A 16067-nucleotide genomic window follows, 5' to 3' on the forward strand; every position below is an offset into this window, starting at 1 on the left:
GCTGGTGCGCGACAGCTTCACCATTCCCAAGACCGAATATGGGGTGCTGGACGAACTCAAGCAGCGTGGGACAGCGCTGGCCCGTCCGGTCAAGAAAAGCGAGTTGCTCCGGGCCGGCATCAAGGCTCTGGCGGCCATGAATGATGTCGCGTTTCTGGTGGCGCTGGCCGAGGTCCCGGCCATCAAGACTGGCCGGCCGTCAACGGTTTAGGGCCACACCGCGAGACGGCTCCGGCGCTACGACTTCTCAGGCATGACTGAGGAATGGTGGCTTGTGATGAGCCACGCCGAACCAGTCCAGCGATAGGTGTAGGTGTAGCGTCCGCTGACCCTTGTCCCGCTCTTGGCAAACGTGAATGTATAAAGACCCGCATCCACCGCGGTGTTGCACCCAAGCTCAATGGTTCGCAAGTCAATCTTGCCCGAGGGGCGGCTTTCCAGAAAGGACTTGAAGTAATCCTCTTTTTTCCTCTGGTGTGAGACGCGGCTTGTTTGAAACCGTGGGCAAGAGGATGGACCGCTCCGCGTAGTTGGCGACCACCTTGTGCGGGTCCCCGGTTTGCAAGGACTGATTCCAGCGATCGAACAGTGACGCAATTTCCGCATCGGACGTTGCCTTGCAGTTCTCTGTGCGTGCGCCTTGCACATTGGTCTGAGCGACCTGGTTGGAGGCACAGCCGGCAAGGGTTGCGGCAACAAAAAACAGACTTGAGGACAAAAGTTTCATCAAAAGCTCCTTGGGGTGCGTGGGCAAAGAGGAATGACCTGGAAGCTGAGCGAGCCCTCAAGCTTCATAACGCGGCTTTACTGCGCAGCGTCCGCTGGACTGGAGGCTCAGGCCGAATGGGCAGCTTGCAATACATGGCGACGGGTGGCGAGCTGGGCAACGGTGATGATCACGGGCAACAACAACTCAGGAATGAGGTAGCCGAGCCAGACAGCCGCAGGTTCCGGCAGGCCCACCTGACCGATGGACACGAGCCGTCCAATGCCGGCAAGCAACACACCCAATGCGAGCAGGAAAACAAGGGTTCCCTGACGGCGAATAGTCACCGCAGCCCAAAAGTTGATGACGCCGGTGGAGAAGTAGACACCCGCCATGAATCGGTGGACGTTGTCCAGCCGCGGCGTGGTGTCGGGTTGGCCCAGGTACATCTGCAGCGCGCCACCGGAGATGGCGATGGCCGCCACCAGAAACAGGCAGACCTGAACAATACGTTGACTGAGGGGCAGCGTGGTGTTTGGATTCACTTGATTCTCTCCTTCGGCACAGGTGCGCCAGATGACAAGCAAACTAGCCTCATTGCGGCTTCGACGTCAGGCCTGAGGCCAGGGTCGCCGAAAAACCTGCGGCATCTATCGGTGACCTCGGTTTCACTTGGACACTAAAACACCCTGCTGTTGGCTTGTCTATTGGGGTCCCGCGCAAGATTCTGTAAATTCATGCAGGCCAAAATACGCCGGGGGGTGCAGACTTGTTTGAAAAGCGCTTGCAGCGGAGCCTGAAGCAGGCACTTTGGCTGACAGACTCGGTAAAAAATGTATCGTTTCACACGCTGCGCCACCATGTTTTGCGCCCACCTGTTCCAGTCGGGCGTCGACATTCGAACGGTCAAGGCCTTGGTGGGCCAGAGCGATGTGAGCACCACCCGGGGGCTGGGTAGCAGGACCCCAACTCACCCAGCTTGCGGCGATTCAGAGGAGTTCAGGCGACTGTACCGTCACCACCACGGTCTGCGTACCATCTTCGCGTTCCCGGTGACGCAGCCACCAGAGCGCGCCCTTTTTCACCGGGCAATCGCTGTCTTTCAAGCCCAGCAACTGGGCAATCGTCTGTCCCAGCGTGGGCTGGTGACCAATGACCAGGATGGGCAGCTTGTTGAGCGGCCATTGCACCAGCTCCAGCAATTGCGCCGGCGGTGCATCGGGGCCGAGTTCCGCGCGGATTTTGTATTTGCGCCCCAGCGCCAGCGCGGTTTGTTCACAGCGGCGCGCCGGGCTCACCAGGATACGGGCACGCTCCGGCAGTTGCCGGTCCAGCCAGCCGGCCATGCGGGCCGCCTGCTTTTCGCCGCGTGGCGTCAGGGAGCGTTCCAGATCGCTGCGGCCAAGATCCTCACCCGGCGGCCAGTCTTCAGCCTCTGCGTGACGCCACAGGATCAGGTCCATCACGAACGCTCCGTCCCGGCGTTGCCGTTCGAATAACGCGCCATCAGCGCAGCCTGGGCGCCGTGTGGCTCGCCTGGTATCAAGGCATGAACACGCAGGTAAGTGCCGTCGGGCTGCAGGTCCCAGGCATCCAGGTCGTCATGCAGGTAGGCCACCAGGCACTCGTCGATGATGCGCTGGCGAATCTGCGGATCGGTCACCGACCAGGCCAGCTCGACCCGCCTGAGCATGTTGCGGTTCATCCAGTCGGCGCTGGACAAATACAGCGTTTCTTCGTCCTCGCAGCGGAAGTAAAAAACGCGCGAGTGTTCCAGAAAACGGCCGATGATGGAGCGCACCCGGATGTTGTCGGTCACCCCCGGCACCTGGGCCGGCAACATGCAGGCGCCGCGCACCACCAGGTCAATCTTCACACCGCGCTGCCCGGCCTTGACCAGGGCCAGCATCAGGTCTTCGTCGGTCAGCGCATTCATTTTGGCGACGATGCGGGACTCCTTGCCAAGCGCGGCCGCCTCGCCTAAGGCATCGATTTTTTCGATCAGCTTTTTCTGCAGCTGAAACGGCGCCAGCCACAGGCGATTCAACTTGGGCAGTTTGCTCTGGCTGGCCAGGTGCACAAACACATTGTCGATGTCGGCGGTCAAGGCCGGGTCGGCGCTGAGGTAGCTGATGTCGGTGTACAAGCGGGCCGTCTTGGGGTTGTAGTTGCCGGTAGACAGGTGGGCATAACGCTTGAGGTGCTGGCCTTCACGCCGCGTCACCACCAGCATTTTGGCGTGGGTCTTGAGGCCCACCACGCCGTACACCACCTGCGCACCGATGGACTCCAGCATCTCGGCCCAGTTGATATTGGCTTCCTCGTCAAAGCGGGCTTTCAACTCCAGCACCACCATGACTTCCTTGCCGCGCCGCACCGCTTCACGCAGCAAGACCATTAGTTCGGAATCGGTGCCGGTGCGGTAAATGGTTTGCTTGATGGCCAGCACCTGCGGGTCGTTCACCGCTTCCCGCAGGAAGTCGAGCACACCGTCAAAACTCTCAAACGGCTGGTGAATGGACACGTCGCCACGCTTGAGGCGTTCAAAAAACGACTCGCCGGGCACCAGTTGTGTCGGATAACAAGCCTTGTGGGCAGGAAACAGCAGACGCGGGTCGTTGATCAAGTCCACCAGTTGCGTCAGGCGCACCAGGTTGACCGGACCATGCACACGGTAGAGCGACGCTTCCGGCAGGTTGAACTGGCCCAGCAAAAAATCGGACAAATATTTCGAGCAGCCGGCCGACACCTCCAGCCGCACCGCCTGTCCGTAATGCCGCTGCTCCAGGCCCAGGCGCAAGGCCGTGCGCAGGTTTTTGACATCGTCTTCGTCGACGGCCAGATCGGAATGCCGCGTCACGCGAAACTGCGAGAACTGCCCGACCTCACGCCCGGGAAACAGCTCGCTCAGATGGGCGCGGATCACGCTGGACAGGGACACAAAACAGGTGAACTTCCCGGAGACCTTGTCCGGCATGCGTATCAGCCGCGGCAAGACGCGCGGCACCTTGACGATGGCGATGTCGTTTTCGCGGCCAAAAGCATCACTCCCACCCAGGCGGACAATAAAGTTGAGCGACTTGTTGGCCACCTGCGGAAACGGGTGCGACGGATCCAGCCCGACCGGAATCAAGAGCGGCCTGACCTCACGCTCGAAGTAGGCCTGGACCCACTGCCTTTGCGTCGCGTTGCGGTCCCCGTGCGACACCAATTTGATGCCCTGCTGCTCAAACAGCGGCATCAACTCGTCGTTGTACAAGGCATATTGGCGCGCCACCATGTCGTGGGCGGCGGCCGCCAGCGCCCGGAAAGTTGCCGTGGTGTACAGGCCTTTTTGCTCCTTGGCCTGGGCCGCCGTCAAATGCAGCGCGGCACGGACCTCAAAAAACTCGTCCAGATTGGAGGAAACAATACACAAAAAGCGCAAACGCTCCAGCAGCGGCACGTCCGCCCGCTTAGCCCAGTCCAGCACCCGCTCGTTGAAGGCAAGAATGCTGTGGTCGCGGTCCAGAAACTGGACGGTAGCGGGAACAACAGGCGATGGAGGCGCGGAAGATGGGGACATGCGGACCTGTGATCTTTTTGTAATCCAATTGACTTGTTGCTAGTGTTGCGTCCTTAGATGACAACAATATGACAATTGTGCGACAAGGCCCTTTTGCTCAAAGGGCCTCCACCGTCACAGGTTTGTCATCCCGTTGCGGCTGGCTGGGCACCAGATAGCCCTCAAACAGTCGCGCCGCATGCGCCCAGCTGAAATCCAGCGCACGGGCGCGCGCCTCATGTCGCGGAACCGCCAGGGCGCCTTCGAAGGCCTGCTTCAAATCGGCATGCATGACCCCGCCGTGGACACGGCCATCGGGCGTGCCCAGCACCTCCAGCGGGCCGTCCACTGGAAAAGCCGCGACCGGCGTGCCACTGGCCATGGCTTCCAGCATCACCAGGCCAAAGGTTTCGGATCGGCTGGGAAAAACAAACACATCGGCCGCCGCGTAGACCCGGGCCAACTCGTCCCGGGGCAAGACCCCGAGCCAGTGCACCTGCGGGTAACGCGCTTTCAACGAGGTTTCCAGCGGCCCGACACCACAAACCACCTTGCTGCCCGGCAGCTCCAGCTGCAAAAAAGCTTCAATGTTTTTTTCATACGACACCCGGCCCACAAACAGAGACACCGGTCGAACCAGGGGCCCGGCTGGCGGGTAAAGTCCCGGCTCTGGCTCATACGCAAACAGCCGCGTGTCCACGCCATGTGTCCAACTGCACAGATGGCGAAAACCCCGCTGCTGCAACATGCTTAACACCCCGTGGGTAGGCACCATCACGCCCGACGAGGCTTTGTGAAAGTGACGAAACAAGGCGTAACCCCAGGAGAGCGGGATTTTCAAGGCGGCGTTCAGGATTTCCGGAAACTTGGTGTGGAACGCGGTGGTGAAACGCAAACCCCGCCGGCGGCAGTAGCTGCGGGCGGCCCAGCCCAGCGGGCCTTCGGTGGCCACATGAATCGCGTCGGGCTGCAGGCTGTCCAGCTTTTCGGCCAGCAAAACCTTGGGGCGAATCGCCAGGTCTATGCCGGCATAACCCGGGCAAGGCCGGGTCTTGAACAGGCCGGGGTGAATCACTTCGACCTGGTGGCCGAGTTGCTCCAGCTCACGCACCAGCTCCACCAGGGTGGTCACCACGCCGTTGACCTGCGGCTGCCAGGCGTCTGTGATCAGTGCGAGCTTCATGCGGTCACCGTGCTGGCGACATGGCCGCGGCCCTGGGTTTCGTGGGTGGGCGCCCAGTGCAGCAGCTCCAGCGTGCCGTCGAAGTGTTCGACCAGCGCGGTGCGGCTTTCGACCCAGTCGCCGTCGTTGCAATACAAAGTACCGTTGATGTCACGCATCTCGGCACGGTGGATGTGGCCGCAGACCACGCCCTGGTGGCCGCGGCGGCGGGCTTCGCTGGCGACAGCGATTTCAAAATCCGTCACGTAGTTCAGCGCGCTTTTGACTTTTTGCTTGAGGTAGGCGGACAAGGACCAGTAAGGCAGGCCCATGCGCGCGCGCAGGCTGTTTAGGTAACGGTTGAGTTTGAGCGTGAACTCATAGAGGTTGTCACCCACATAAGCCAGCCACTTGGCGCATTGCACCACCGCATCGAAATAGTCGCCATGCACCACCCACAAATTGCGGCCATCGGCCGTGGTGTGCACCGCGTCTTCAAGCACTTCGATGCCGCCGAACTGGTGGCCTATAAATTCACGCGCAAACTCATCATGGTTGCCCGGCACATACACAATGCGGCAGCCTTTGCGGGCGCGCCTCAGCAGCTTTTGCACCACATCGTTGTGCGACTGCGGCCAGTACCATTTGCGCCGCAACTGCCAGCCGTCCACGATGTCGCCGACCAGATACAGGTAATCGCTGGGATGGGCTTTCAGAAAGTCCAGCAGCGCGGCGGCCTGGCAGCCCGGTGTGCCCAGGTGCAGGTCGGAGATAAAAATGCTGCGGTAACGCTTGCGTAGCGCCAGGTCTTCGTCCTCATCGCCATCGTCCGGCGTGAAGCCCTGGTTCAGCGGGCCGAGTTTGTCAAAAAAGCTACGCATCAGTCCCCCTTGCCCGCGAAGTGTTTGCGATAACGCGACGGCAAATCGGCAATACGCATCATCATGGGCAGGTCGGCGGAGTTGAAATCCGGGTCCCAGGCCGGCGCGCCCAGCACCTTGGCGCCCAGGCGCAGGTAACCCTTGATCAGCGCCGGCGGCTCCACGTCCAGCGAGTCATCGAGCTGCTCGACCGGCAACGGCAGGCGCGGCGTCACGTGGAAGTCAATCGGCGCCAGATGGGTTTGCCGGACCTGGCGCCAGATGCTGGCCGCCGCCTGGCCGCTGGACGCACCCGTGTGTTGCATCGGGATGCTGGCGCAGCCAATCATGGTGTCGAGCTGGTTACGCGTCATGAACTCGGCCAGCGCGCCCCACAAGGCCAGGATCACACCGCCGTGGCGATGATCGGCATGGACACAGCTGCGGCCCAGCTCCACCATGCGCGGACGCAAAAAGCGCAGACGCGTCAGGTCGAACTCGGTGTCGCTGTAGGTGCTGCCGGCGCGTTTCGCCTGGGTCGGCGTCAACACGCGGTAAGTGCCTATAACCTCCTGGCTGGCTTCGTCACGCACCAAGAGGTGTTCGCAATAGTCATCAAACAGGTCGATGTCATGACCCGGTACCGTGTTGGGCAGCGTGGCCCCCATTTCGGTGGCGAAGACCTGGTACCTCAGGCGTTGCGCCTGCCGGACCTCGTCCTGGTGCCTGGCCCAGCTGACCTGGATTTTCCCCAGGACAGACCCTTGAACAGCGGCTGGACCGACAGCATGACCGCTTTGATGAAGTGACCCCCCGTGGCATTGCGACTGGCGACAATGCAAAGGTTGGATTGGGCAGTTCTTTCATGGTGACTCCTTGTTGTCTTCTCACAAAACCAGATTCAGAAAAAGCTGTAAAAAAGCCCCTGGACAGGGGCTAAACATTCAAAAAAACTAGGTGCCGACCGCACCGCCATCCTTGCGCCGGATGACCACGGTGGCCGAACGCGGCCGGCCGCCGGCCGGGCCGTCGGGCCACTGGCTCACCGCTTTCGGCTGGGCCGGGTCACTGCGTTCGCTGGCGGTTTCTCCGGGGTGCTGGATGTTGATAAACACCGCGCGGCGGTCCGGTGTGAAGGTCACGCCGGTGATTTCGCAACCGGCCGGCCCGGTCAGGAAACGTTTGGTCTCGCCGGTGCTTGGGTCGGCGCACAACATCATGTTGTTGCCCATGCTGGCATAGGCGCCCTTGTGCATGACCGAGGTTGACACGTCGGTCTGTATCCAGAGCAGGCCGCTGGCGTCGAACTGCAAGCCGTCCGGGCTGCCAGTACATGTCACCCTTGATGGTGCCGCGGTACTCGGCCTTGCCGGCGTTGGGGTCGCCGGCCAGCGCAAAGTGCATCCAGCGGAACTCGGTCGCACTGGCGTCACCATCGGGTGTGCCGCCTGCAACGCCCTGACCCTTGCCTTCGCGCCAGCGAATGATGTGGCCCATGATGTTGTCGTTACGCGGATTGGCCGCGTCCGGGCCGGTGCCGTTCTGGCCACGTGCACTGTTGTTGGTCAGGGTCACAAACACCTCGCCGGTGTTGGGATGCACCGCCACCCACTCGGGTCTGTCCATCTTGGTGGCGCCTACGGCATCAGCTGCCTGGCGGCACTTGACCAGCACCTCGGCCTGGCCGGCAAAGCCATTGGCGGCGGTGAGGCCCTCTTCGCCATGCACCAGCGGCAACCAGCGGCCGTAACCCTGTGGGTCAAAACGCGCCACGTACAAGGTGCCGTGGTCCAGCAAGTCCTTGTTGGCGCGGTAGCCGCCGGGCTTGACCTTGTCACGGCTGACAAACTTGTAGATGTATTCAAAACGCTCGTCGTCGCCCATGTAGACCACGGCGCGGCCGTCACGCGTCAAGGTGCTGGTAGCGCCTTCGTGTTTTAGGCGCCCCAATGCCGTGCGTTTGATCGGGGTCTGCGTCGGGTCCTGCGGATCAATCTCCACCACCCAGCCAAAACGGTGCGGCTCGTTAGGTGTTTTCACGGCGTCGAAACGCGTATCAAACTCATGCCAGCGGTAACCAAAACCCTGAGGCCGCATGCCGTACCGCAACTCGTCCGGATCCGGTTTGGCCTGCGCCGAGAAATAACCGTTCCAGTTTTCCTCGCAGGTCAAAAACGTGCCCCAGGGCGTCTGGCCGGCCGCGCAATTGTTCAGGGTACCCAGAGGCCGCATGCCACTCGGGTCAGCCGCCGTTTTCAGCAAGGCATGGCCGGCCGCCGGGCCGCTGAACGCCATCGGTGTGGCAGCCGTGATACGACGCGCATAACGCGAGTTGGGCATCACCCGCCAGACACCGCCGCGTTCCACCACTTCCACCACGCTGACGCCGTGGGCGGCTTGCGACTTGTGGACTTTTTCCGGCGTCCAGGTTTTCATGCCGTCGCTGTGCAGCAGCCCGTCGTCGGTGTATTCGTGGTTGATGGCCAGCAGGCCGTGGCGCGGGTTCTTGTCGAGCGGGAAATATTCCATGCCGTCGTGGTGCATGCCGGCCTGCAGCACTTGCTCCTGCCAGTTGTTCGACGCATCGGCGCTGAAGGCCGGTGTCGCCGCGCCGGCAATCCCGGTGGCATCGCCCCAGCGGTACAAGACCTGGGCCTCGTATTCAGGCGGGACCACCAGCGTATCGGCAACAGACACCGGCACGCTGCTGAAACCCAGTGGCCGGCCTTTGGCGGCGCTGGCTGCGCTGGCGCTCAAGGTGTGTGAGCCCATCAGCAAGGCCACCGCGGCCGTCGTACAGCGCAGCACATGGCGGCGCTCGCCGTCTATCTCGTGAATAGACGGATTGGGCGCCGTGTTGACGCCGTTTTCCGGCTCGTAAGCCTTGCCGAACCCTTGACCCATGAATCACTCTCCATCGTGTTTTTGATTGATGGCGTGATTCTGAAAGCCGGGGGTGACGTGTTCATGTCGGTTTCATGGCAGTTTGATGACAGCCGGTTGCGGGCATTCTCTCGCTACTAAATAGATAGCTTCTTGCGCCCGCCATTATTGGGCTGGCGACCTAAATGGCCTAAGAAAATCGTATATCCCTGTTTGGGGATCACGAACGATGCCGACAAGTTGGCTGCGCAAGCAGTTGGAACTGCTGACGATATGATTGATTTCAAATTCATCGCCCGCGACAAACTCGAGGGCTGCGCGCAAAGGAGACAACTGTGGATGTAGACATTACCCTGAATGACACGATCGGTGAAGAAGAGGTGCTGAAGCTTTATCGAGCCAATGCGTGGTCATCCGCTGAAAAGCCCGCTCAGCTTCTGGCGGCCTTGAGAGGTTCGCATGCCCTCGTCACGGCGCGTGTCTCGGGAGAGCTTGTCGGGCTGGGCACCGCCATTTCCGATGGGCACCTCGTCGTCTACTTTCCCCACATGCTGGTCCTCCCTCGCCTTCACGGACATGGCATTGGAAGAAAAATGATGCAAACCTTCCTGAAGAAGTACGGGAGCTTTCATCAACTGATGCTGACCGCCGACGGGCGTGCGGTGGAGTTCTACAAGCAACTCGGCTTCGAGCGAGCGGGCCACACTGAGTCGATGTGGATATATGCGGGCACCGAACATTGACGGTCTGCGGGCTGCGGCCGCCCTACAGTGATCCGTCAACGACACATTCCATTTCAACCACCTGCATGCGTGAAACCCAGCCCGAACTCAGCCAACGTCTCGTTGCGATGGTGCGTGAATCGGTCCGCTTGATGGACGCACTGTCGGCGGTCCGCGAACTCAAGCTCGATGCATGGTGCATAGGCGCCGGGGCCGTCCGGACCCTGGTGTGGGACACCCTGCATGCGTTTGAGGAACCCTCGCCACTTGAGGACATGGACGTGGTGTACTTCGACGCATCGGCGGTGAACATCAAGAACGACAGGGCTCTTGAAAGAACGCTTGCCCTGTGTCTGCCGGAGATTCGCTGGGAGGTCACCAATCAGGCTTTGGTGCATCAATGGTTAGCGACGCATCTGGGCCAGGTCGTCAAGCCACTCCAGTCGCTGGAAGAAGGTGTTGCAACCTGGCCGGAGTACGCGACTTGTGTGGGGGTCATGCTGAACCCTGACGACTCGATAAGCGTCGTGGCACCGCACGGACTCGACGATTTATTCAATCTCCAGGTGCGACACAATCCGCTCCGTGCAAGTGTTGAAACCTACCGCCAGCGAATGTCGGTGAAACGGTTCAAGGAACGATGGCCGAAAGTCTGCGTGCTTCCGGCCTGACGCAGGCGCCCGCTGTCGGCAAGCGCCTCGTCATGGTTGAAGGCAAAACAGATTTTGATAAGCTAGCCGCATGACTCCACACAACATCCTAGAGGACTTGTGGCGAGCCGCCCAATTGCCGCCCGAAGCCCTGGCTTTCGCTGCGCTTTCTGGCGCAGACCCCGTGTTCCCCTCCTCCTTTCGCGTGGGCGCTGCGGCACAAAGCACCATTGCCGCGGCGGCTCTGGCCGCGTGTGAGGTCGGCCACCAGCGTGGCTCCGCCCGTCAGCGCGTGGCTGTCGAGATGGCTCATGCGGCCATCGAGTGCACAGGCTGGTTCAGCCTTGACGGCCAGACGCCGGAAGCCTGGGACGCATTTTCTGGCCTGTACCGCTGCGCCGATGGCTATGTTCGGATCCACACCAACTTTGCGCACCATCGCGAGGGCGCCCTGCTTTTGCTGGGACTGAATCCGGCGACCGCACAACGCCAAGACGCCGAAAAGGCCTTGCTTAGCTGGCGTGCGCGCGACTTTGAGGAAGCCGCAGCGAAACAACATCTGGTGGTGACCGCTTTGCGCAGTTTTGATGCGTGGGATGCCACCCCGCAGGGACTGGCCTTGCGCACCCAACCGCTTTTTACCATCGAGCGCATCGGCGCCCCCCAGGATGCAGCACCTCTCACGTTGCCGCCGCTGCGCGATGACGCGTTGCCACTGAGCGGCGTGCGCGTTCTCGACTTGACGCGCATTCTTGCTGGACCTGTCGGTGGTCGCGCACTGGCGGCTTATGGCGCCGATGTGATGCTGATCAACTCACCGAACTTGCCCAACATTGATGCCATCGCGGACACCAGCCGCGGAAAACTATCCGCCCATGCGGACTTGCGCACGGCCCAGGGCCGCGCAGCTTTAGAGCGGCTACTTGGCGATACGCATGTCTTTGTGCAAGGTTATCGACCCGGAGGACTAAAGGCCCTGGGCTACGGCATCGAAGACATGGCGCGATTGCGCCCAGGCATCGTCTATGTTTCGCTCTCAGCTTATGGCACACAAGGCCCGTGGGCGGACCGGCGTGGTTTTGACTCACTGGTGCAAACGGCCATGGGTTTCAACCATGCCGAAGGACAGGCGACCGGAGATGGCCTTCCACGACCTCTACCCATGCAGATTCTGGATGAGGCGACGGGCTATCTGATTGCGTTTGGTGCTGCGGCGGCGCTGTGGCGCCAGCAACGTGAAGGCGGCAGTTGGCATGTGCAGGTATCGTTGGCGCAAACAGGGCAATGGCTCCGCAATCTCGGGCGTGTGCCCGGCGGCTTGGCCGCGGTAAGACCCCCTATGGCCCCCTATCTTGAAGTCTCCCCCTCCGGATTTGGTGCGTTGTGCGCAGTGCGCCACAGTGCGCAACTAGCGCGCACGCCTGCCAAGTGGGTGCACCCCTCTATGCCACCTGGAAGCAGTGCACCCGCCTGGCCTTAGCCTAGGCAACACGCCGGGCCTGTGTCGAACTCGGATTGCAGTGGCTCAGATTTGCACGGTCAGGTACACGCCTTCTCGCCCGACCACCGGTTCACGGGTAGGCATGAAAATCGTGCAGTTGTCGCAGGGTGAGCGGATTTCTTTGCCCGCGTCGACCGCAATCAGTTCGCCCTTGTTGAAGGTCTCGAAGCCGATCACGGGCCTTGTGAACGCGAAACTCTCGGATGTCACCATGTGGACCTCCAGCAGCCGGAAGCGGCGCGCGGCTTCGGGCGCCACGGCATCTGGCGCTGGATCGATGAGCCCCAGGTGCGCCAGAAAACGCAGCGACACGTCTGTGGCCAGGTCGGCAGCCGACTGGCTGAAATGTTGGCCGCACTCCACCACCAGCGCGCCACCCTCATCGCCCGCCTCGCCGTGGCGGCCGTAGCCGTTGACACCCGTGCCGGGTGCACAGCCTACGGGCATGACCAGGTGCACCAGCGGGTTGCCGACCGCCTGCGCCAGGCGGCCATTGCGATCGAACTCGGGATAGACCCAGAAAGGCTGTACCGGCGCACGCGTGGAATGAATGTCCAGCACGTAGTCGGCGGCGTCCAGCACCGGCCGCAACTCGCGCGCGCGGCGCAGCTCGGGGCTTTGCTCAGGACCGTCCAGCATTTCTTTCGACCAGATGCGGTTCAGGTTGTGCACCAGCTGGCGGTTCTCGTAAGGCCGGTTGATGTCAAAGGCGTTGTAGGCCTCCACATGCGCAAAACTCACGGTCAACGTGCCTATCTTTGGGCGCAAACCGGTATCCAGCAGGTGGGTGGCCGCCACCATGCCGCAAATCTCGTTGCCATGTGTCAGTGCATTGACCAGCACATGCGGCCCGGGTCGACCCGATTCGAAGCGGTGCACGTAGGCTATGCCAGTGTTGCCTTGCCGGTAAGCCGAGATGTCACGTGGCAACACCTCGAGCGGCGCGGTGTCGGGGGCGAACGATGTTGGGGTCATGTCTTCACTCACTCGCCGCGTATGCCGGCGCGTTTGACCATTTCGCCGTAGACCACCAGCCGCTCCGCCATCATGGCAGTGAACTGAGCGGGCGACTGCGCCTCGGGCGGCAGTGAGCCGCGCGACAGCAGCCCCTCCACCATGACCGGCTGCTCGGCCACCGAACGCACCGCCTTGTGCAGGGCGGCGATCACCTCGGGCGGCGTTTTGGCGGGTGCGGCCAGGCCGATCCATGAGGTGGTGTTGAGCACCGGATAACCCAGCTCCGCGAAGGTCGGCACATCGGGCAGCGCGGCAACGCGGGTAGGCGCAGCCACGGCCAACGCGCGCAGCTTGCCGGACTGGACGTGCGGCAGGAAGGGTGCGAGGTTGTCGAGGCCGAACTGCACCTCGTTCGCGATCAAGGCGGTGACCAGCGGACCACCGCCACGGTAAGGCACGTGCGTGGCATTGAGCTGCAGCAGCGACTTCATCAACTCGACATTGAGCTGGCCCATGCTGCCTGGCCCCGCGCTGCAGAAGTTGAGTTCGCCGGGGCGCGCCTTCACCAGCGCGACAAACTCCTTGAAGGTTTTCGCGGGCACCGCCGGGTTCACCAGCAAGACGTTGATGGAGCGGGAAAGTTGGCTGATGGAGAGGAAATCCTTGATCGGATCGTAGCCCGGGTTGGCTTGTGTCAGCGGGTTGGCCAGGTGCGAACTCTGCGAGGACACAACCAGGGTGTAGCCGTCCGGCTTGGCGCGTGCGACTTGCGCGCTGGCAATCGATCCTCCGGCGCCACCGCGGTTGTCGATAACCACTGGCGTACCCAACGCCTTGGACAGCGGTTCGGCATAGAGCCGCGCGATCAGGTCCACCGAGCCGCCGGCCGGAAACGGCACAACCAGCGTGATCGGCCGCGAAGGGTAAGCCTGGGCATGCGCGCCCAAGGGCAACAAGGCCGTCAATCCGGCGCCGAGAATTTCACGTCGCCGGAGGGTAGGAACTGCGTTGGTGGGGCTCATGAGATGGTCCTTGTGCGTAGAGAGCTTGCAAAGCCGGATCGGCATAATGCATGGATTATTGCAAAAATTATTATGTATGCAATATTTCTGTCATAAATGAGCTGTACCAGACGCCGCGTGCAGAAGGCCTTGCCACCATGAACCTGAACCAACGCATCTCGACTTACGGCAAGAAGCTCACCAAGAGCGAGCAACGCCTGATTGAGGAACTACAGGCACACCACCCTCAGGGCCTGCTCGCCTCTGCCACCAGCCTTGCCAAACAAGTGGAGACCAGCGCGTCCACCGTGGTGCGCTTGCTCGCCAAGCTGGGCTACAACAGTTACGCCGAGGCGCAAATGGAAGCCCGCCTGGAGGTGACCGCCCTGCTGGCCTCGCCCGCCACACGCGCGGACGCCGTGATCAACGACGACAGCTCCATCCGCTCCTGCCTGGCCAACGCGCTGCTGCACGACCAGCACAACCTCAGTGCCACCTTCGCGTCGCTGGACGTGGCGGCCTTCGAAGGCGCGGTACGGCTGCTCACGCAGCGCAAGGTGCGCGTGCATGTGCTCGGGCAAAGACACGGCGCCGCTATGGCCAGCCACCTGGCGCTGCACCTGAACCTGTGCCTGCCCGATGTGCGGCTCATGACCTCGTCCAGCCCGCTGCAGCTCGAAGACCAGTTGCTCTGGATAGATGAAAACGACGTGTTGCTCACCCCCACCTTCAGGCGCCACTCGCTGGCCATCACACGTGCGGCCAAGTATTTCCGCGACAAGGGGGCGAAGGTGGTCGTGATCACCGACGGGCCGACCGCAGCCACGGCCGCCTCGGCGAATCACCTGCTGCTGGTGCGCACCTCCAGCGCGTCACCCTTCGATTCGTACACGGCGGCGCTGTCGGTTTGCAATGCGCTGATCACGGCGGTGGCGCAGCGCCGCAAGAAAGAAATGGGCGCCGCCCTCGAACGCGGCGATGCCCTCTGGGAGCGGCACTGGAAGGACGCGGCCAAACCTGCGCGCAAGCCCCTCTCAGCCCGCTGACTGCTTGAACCTCGGTCTTAGGCTCACCATCACGCGGCAGCGGCGCCAGCCCCCACGACGGCGTCCCACAAGGCCTCTGCTGCACGCCCCATCGCATTGCGCGATCGGAAAAGCCTGATTTCGAGTTCTATGCACAAGTCTCCCACGCCTGCCTGGACAACACGGTGACTGGCCAGGTCGTCCTGAATGAGGGTCTGCGGCAACCAGGCCACGCCGCGTCCGTCCAGCACCATGGTCCTGAGCACCGATGCCAGATGGGCGGTGAACACGGTCTGTGTTGACACGTTCTCCAAGGCGTCAAGCCGTGTTTCGCGCAAAAGGCGCCCAAGACCCGACTCGGCGCTGTAACTCAGAAGCGGGACCGCCGCCTTGCCGGCCTGAAGCGTGTGCACCGGATGGCCAGCGGAATCCACGGCGGTGACTGGCACGAGAACATCCGCGCCTATCTTCACCGAGGGATAACCATCCGACTGCAGCCGGCCGACCGCTTGGGGATGCGCATGGCACACCACAAACTGCACCTTGCTTTGCTCCAGCAAGGCCTCGCAGCGCAGCAACACATCGGACTCCAGCTGGATGGTGCCGGCCATGGTGTGCGCCTCGAAACTGCGCAACCAGCCCGGCATGAAGGTAAACGACAAGGCATGTGTGGCCGCAAAACGAAGCGAATTCGAACTGGCCTCGGCCACGGCCCGGGCCTCGCCCGGTACACGGGCCACCTGGGCCAGCAAATCATGCGCCACGCCGTGGAACCACTGCCCCGCCTCTGTCAGGCGAACGGGCTGTGAACTTCGGTCAAAAAGCTCGGTGCCTATCCACTCCTCCAGCGCCCGCACCCGACGGCCGAAAGCCGGTTGGGTCATGTGGCGCTCATCTGCGGCGCGGGAAAAATTGCCAGTCGTCGCCAGCACCAAAAAATCTTCGAGCCAGGAGACGTTCATGCCCAGTGCCTTGAAAGCATTGAAGAGAAAAAAAACAGCATTGGTCAAATGCAGCGGTCTTGGCGATCATAACGATCCGAGTCCATCCCTTCAC

Annotated in this window: 14 protein-coding genes and 4 pseudogenes; 5 read left to right on the top strand and 13 right to left on the bottom strand. The window is 61.9% G+C overall.

Annotation, left to right across the window (positions count from 1 at the left end):
• Positions 1–4 precede the first annotated feature (4 nt).
• Complete coding sequence (locus tag ACHMXK_RS13750) at positions 5–211, top strand: hypothetical protein (protein ID WP_397441124.1); 207 nt, start codon at positions 5–7, stop codon at positions 209–211.
• A gap of 26 nt (positions 212–237) precedes the next feature.
• On the opposite strand, the pseudogene ACHMXK_RS13755 reads toward ACHMXK_RS13750, so the two are convergent.
• The 10 genes and pseudogenes from ACHMXK_RS13755 to ACHMXK_RS13800 form a co-directional block, all read right to left on the bottom strand.
• Positions 238–727 (bottom strand): annotated as a pseudogene (locus tag ACHMXK_RS13755) (SgcJ/EcaC family oxidoreductase).
• A 107-nt stretch (positions 728–834) separates the two neighbouring features.
• Complete coding sequence (locus ACHMXK_RS13760; protein ID WP_397441125.1) at positions 835–1251, bottom strand: DUF4345 family protein; 417 nt, start codon at positions 1249–1251, stop codon at positions 835–837.
• A gap of 444 nt (positions 1252–1695) precedes the next feature.
• Positions 1696–2169 carry a SixA phosphatase family protein gene (locus ACHMXK_RS13765; RefSeq protein ID WP_397441126.1) on the bottom strand — a complete coding sequence of 158 codons (474 nt, stop codon included), beginning with the start codon at positions 2167–2169 and terminating at the stop codon, positions 1696–1698.
• Positions 2169–4271 carry a polyphosphate kinase 1 gene (ppk1, locus tag ACHMXK_RS13770; RefSeq protein WP_397441127.1) on the bottom strand — a complete coding sequence of 701 codons (2103 nt, stop codon included), beginning with the start codon at positions 4269–4271 and terminating at the stop codon, positions 2169–2171. The genes ACHMXK_RS13765 and ppk1 overlap by 1 nt, the downstream gene beginning before the upstream one ends.
• A 97-nt stretch (positions 4272–4368) precedes the next feature.
• Positions 4369–5433 (bottom strand): glycosyltransferase family 4 protein, encoded by a 1065-nt coding sequence (locus ACHMXK_RS13775; RefSeq protein WP_397441128.1) that lies wholly within the window; start codon positions 5431–5433, stop codon positions 4369–4371.
• Positions 5430–6293: a UDP-2,3-diacylglucosamine diphosphatase gene (locus tag ACHMXK_RS13780; protein ID WP_397441129.1), complete on the bottom strand. Its 864-nt coding sequence runs from the start codon at positions 6291–6293 to the stop codon at positions 5430–5432. Before ACHMXK_RS13780 ends, ACHMXK_RS13775 begins: the two co-directional genes overlap by 4 nt.
• A pseudogene (locus ACHMXK_RS13785) lies at positions 6293–7139 on the bottom strand (GNAT family N-acetyltransferase). Before ACHMXK_RS13785 ends, ACHMXK_RS13780 begins: the two are co-directional and overlap by 1 nt.
• 86 nt (positions 7140–7225) lie before the next feature.
• Positions 7226–7387, bottom strand: a complete 162-nt coding sequence (locus ACHMXK_RS13790; RefSeq protein WP_397442582.1) for a hypothetical protein — start codon at positions 7385–7387, stop codon at positions 7226–7228.
• A gap of 33 nt (positions 7388–7420) precedes the next feature.
• Positions 7421–7708 (bottom strand): annotated as a pseudogene (locus tag ACHMXK_RS13795) (alkaline phosphatase PhoX); the annotation flags it as partial.
• A pseudogene (locus ACHMXK_RS13800) lies at positions 7638–9176 on the bottom strand (PhoX family protein); the annotation flags it as partial. The pseudogenes ACHMXK_RS13795 and ACHMXK_RS13800, both read right to left, overlap by 71 nt.
• Before the next feature lie 314 nt (positions 9177–9490).
• On the opposite strand from ACHMXK_RS13800, the gene ACHMXK_RS13805 reads away from it, so the two are divergent.
• The 3 genes from ACHMXK_RS13805 to ACHMXK_RS13815 all read left to right on the top strand — a co-directional run bounded on the left by ACHMXK_RS13805 (position 9491) and on the right by ACHMXK_RS13815 (position 12007).
• A complete protein-coding gene (locus ACHMXK_RS13805) occupies positions 9491–9898 on the top strand; it encodes a GNAT family N-acetyltransferase (RefSeq protein ID WP_397441130.1) in 408 nt (135 codons plus the stop codon).
• Between the two features lie 65 nt (positions 9899–9963).
• Positions 9964–10548, top strand: a complete 585-nt coding sequence (locus tag ACHMXK_RS13810) for a nucleotidyltransferase family protein (RefSeq protein ID WP_397441131.1) — start codon at positions 9964–9966, stop codon at positions 10546–10548.
• Between the two features lie 70 nt (positions 10549–10618).
• On the top strand, positions 10619–12007 hold the full coding sequence (locus ACHMXK_RS13815) for a CoA transferase (RefSeq protein WP_397441132.1): 1389 nt from the start codon (positions 10619–10621) through the stop codon (positions 12005–12007).
• A 45-nt stretch (positions 12008–12052) separates the two neighbouring features.
• Here the strand turns inward: ACHMXK_RS13815 and ACHMXK_RS13820 are convergent, their stop codons facing one another.
• Positions 12053–13003 (bottom strand): succinylglutamate desuccinylase/aspartoacylase family protein, encoded by a 951-nt coding sequence (locus ACHMXK_RS13820; RefSeq protein WP_397441133.1) that lies wholly within the window; start codon positions 13001–13003, stop codon positions 12053–12055.
• An 8-nt stretch (positions 13004–13011) separates the two neighbouring features.
• The gene (locus ACHMXK_RS13825) at positions 13012–14007 is read right to left on the bottom strand and encodes a Bug family tripartite tricarboxylate transporter substrate binding protein (protein WP_397441134.1); all 996 of its coding nucleotides are present in this window, start codon (positions 14005–14007) and stop codon (positions 13012–13014) included.
• A gap of 137 nt (positions 14008–14144) precedes the next feature.
• On the opposite strand from ACHMXK_RS13825, the gene ACHMXK_RS13830 reads away from it, so the two are divergent.
• A complete protein-coding gene (locus ACHMXK_RS13830; protein WP_397441135.1) occupies positions 14145–15032 on the top strand; it encodes a MurR/RpiR family transcriptional regulator in 888 nt (295 codons plus the stop codon).
• A 29-nt stretch (positions 15033–15061) separates the two neighbouring features.
• Here the strand turns inward: ACHMXK_RS13830 and ACHMXK_RS13835 are convergent, their stop codons facing one another.
• Positions 15062–15973: a LysR family transcriptional regulator gene (locus ACHMXK_RS13835; RefSeq protein ID WP_397441136.1), complete on the bottom strand. Its 912-nt coding sequence runs from the start codon at positions 15971–15973 to the stop codon at positions 15062–15064.
• Positions 15974–16067 lie beyond the last annotated feature (94 nt).

Source organism: Polaromonas sp. UC242_47, from assembly GCF_044452385.1.
GTDB lineage: Bacteria > Pseudomonadota > Gammaproteobacteria > Burkholderiales > Burkholderiaceae_C > Polaromonas.

Bases quoted from the DNA above. Each gene is read 5' to 3' on its own strand.
- ACHMXK_RS13780 (WP_397441129.1), bottom strand. From the start codon at position 6,293: ATGCGTAGCTTTTTTGACAAACTCGGCCCGCTGAACCAGGGCTTCACG.
- ppk1 (WP_397441127.1), bottom strand. From the start codon at position 4,271: ATGTCCCCATCTTCCGCGCCTCCATCGCCTGTTGTTCCCGCTACCGTC.
- ACHMXK_RS13820 (WP_397441133.1), bottom strand. From the start codon at position 13,003: ATGACCCCAACATCGTTCGCCCCCGACACCGCGCCGCTCGAGGTGTTG.
- ACHMXK_RS13815 (WP_397441132.1), top strand. From the start codon at position 10,619: ATGACTCCACACAACATCCTAGAGGACTTGTGGCGAGCCGCCCAATTG.
- ACHMXK_RS13835 (WP_397441136.1), bottom strand. From the start codon at position 15,973: ATGAACGTCTCCTGGCTCGAAGATTTTTTGGTGCTGGCGACGACTGGC.
- ACHMXK_RS13825 (WP_397441134.1), bottom strand. From the start codon at position 14,007: ATGAGCCCCACCAACGCAGTTCCTACCCTCCGGCGACGTGAAATTCTC.
- ACHMXK_RS13830 (WP_397441135.1), top strand. From the start codon at position 14,145: ATGAACCTGAACCAACGCATCTCGACTTACGGCAAGAAGCTCACCAAG.
- ACHMXK_RS13810 (WP_397441131.1), top strand. From the start codon at position 9,964: ATGCGTGAAACCCAGCCCGAACTCAGCCAACGTCTCGTTGCGATGGTG.
- ACHMXK_RS13765 (WP_397441126.1), bottom strand. From the start codon at position 2,169: ATGGACCTGATCCTGTGGCGTCACGCAGAGGCTGAAGACTGGCCGCCG.
- ACHMXK_RS13775 (WP_397441128.1), bottom strand. From the start codon at position 5,433: ATGAAGCTCGCACTGATCACAGACGCCTGGCAGCCGCAGGTCAACGGC.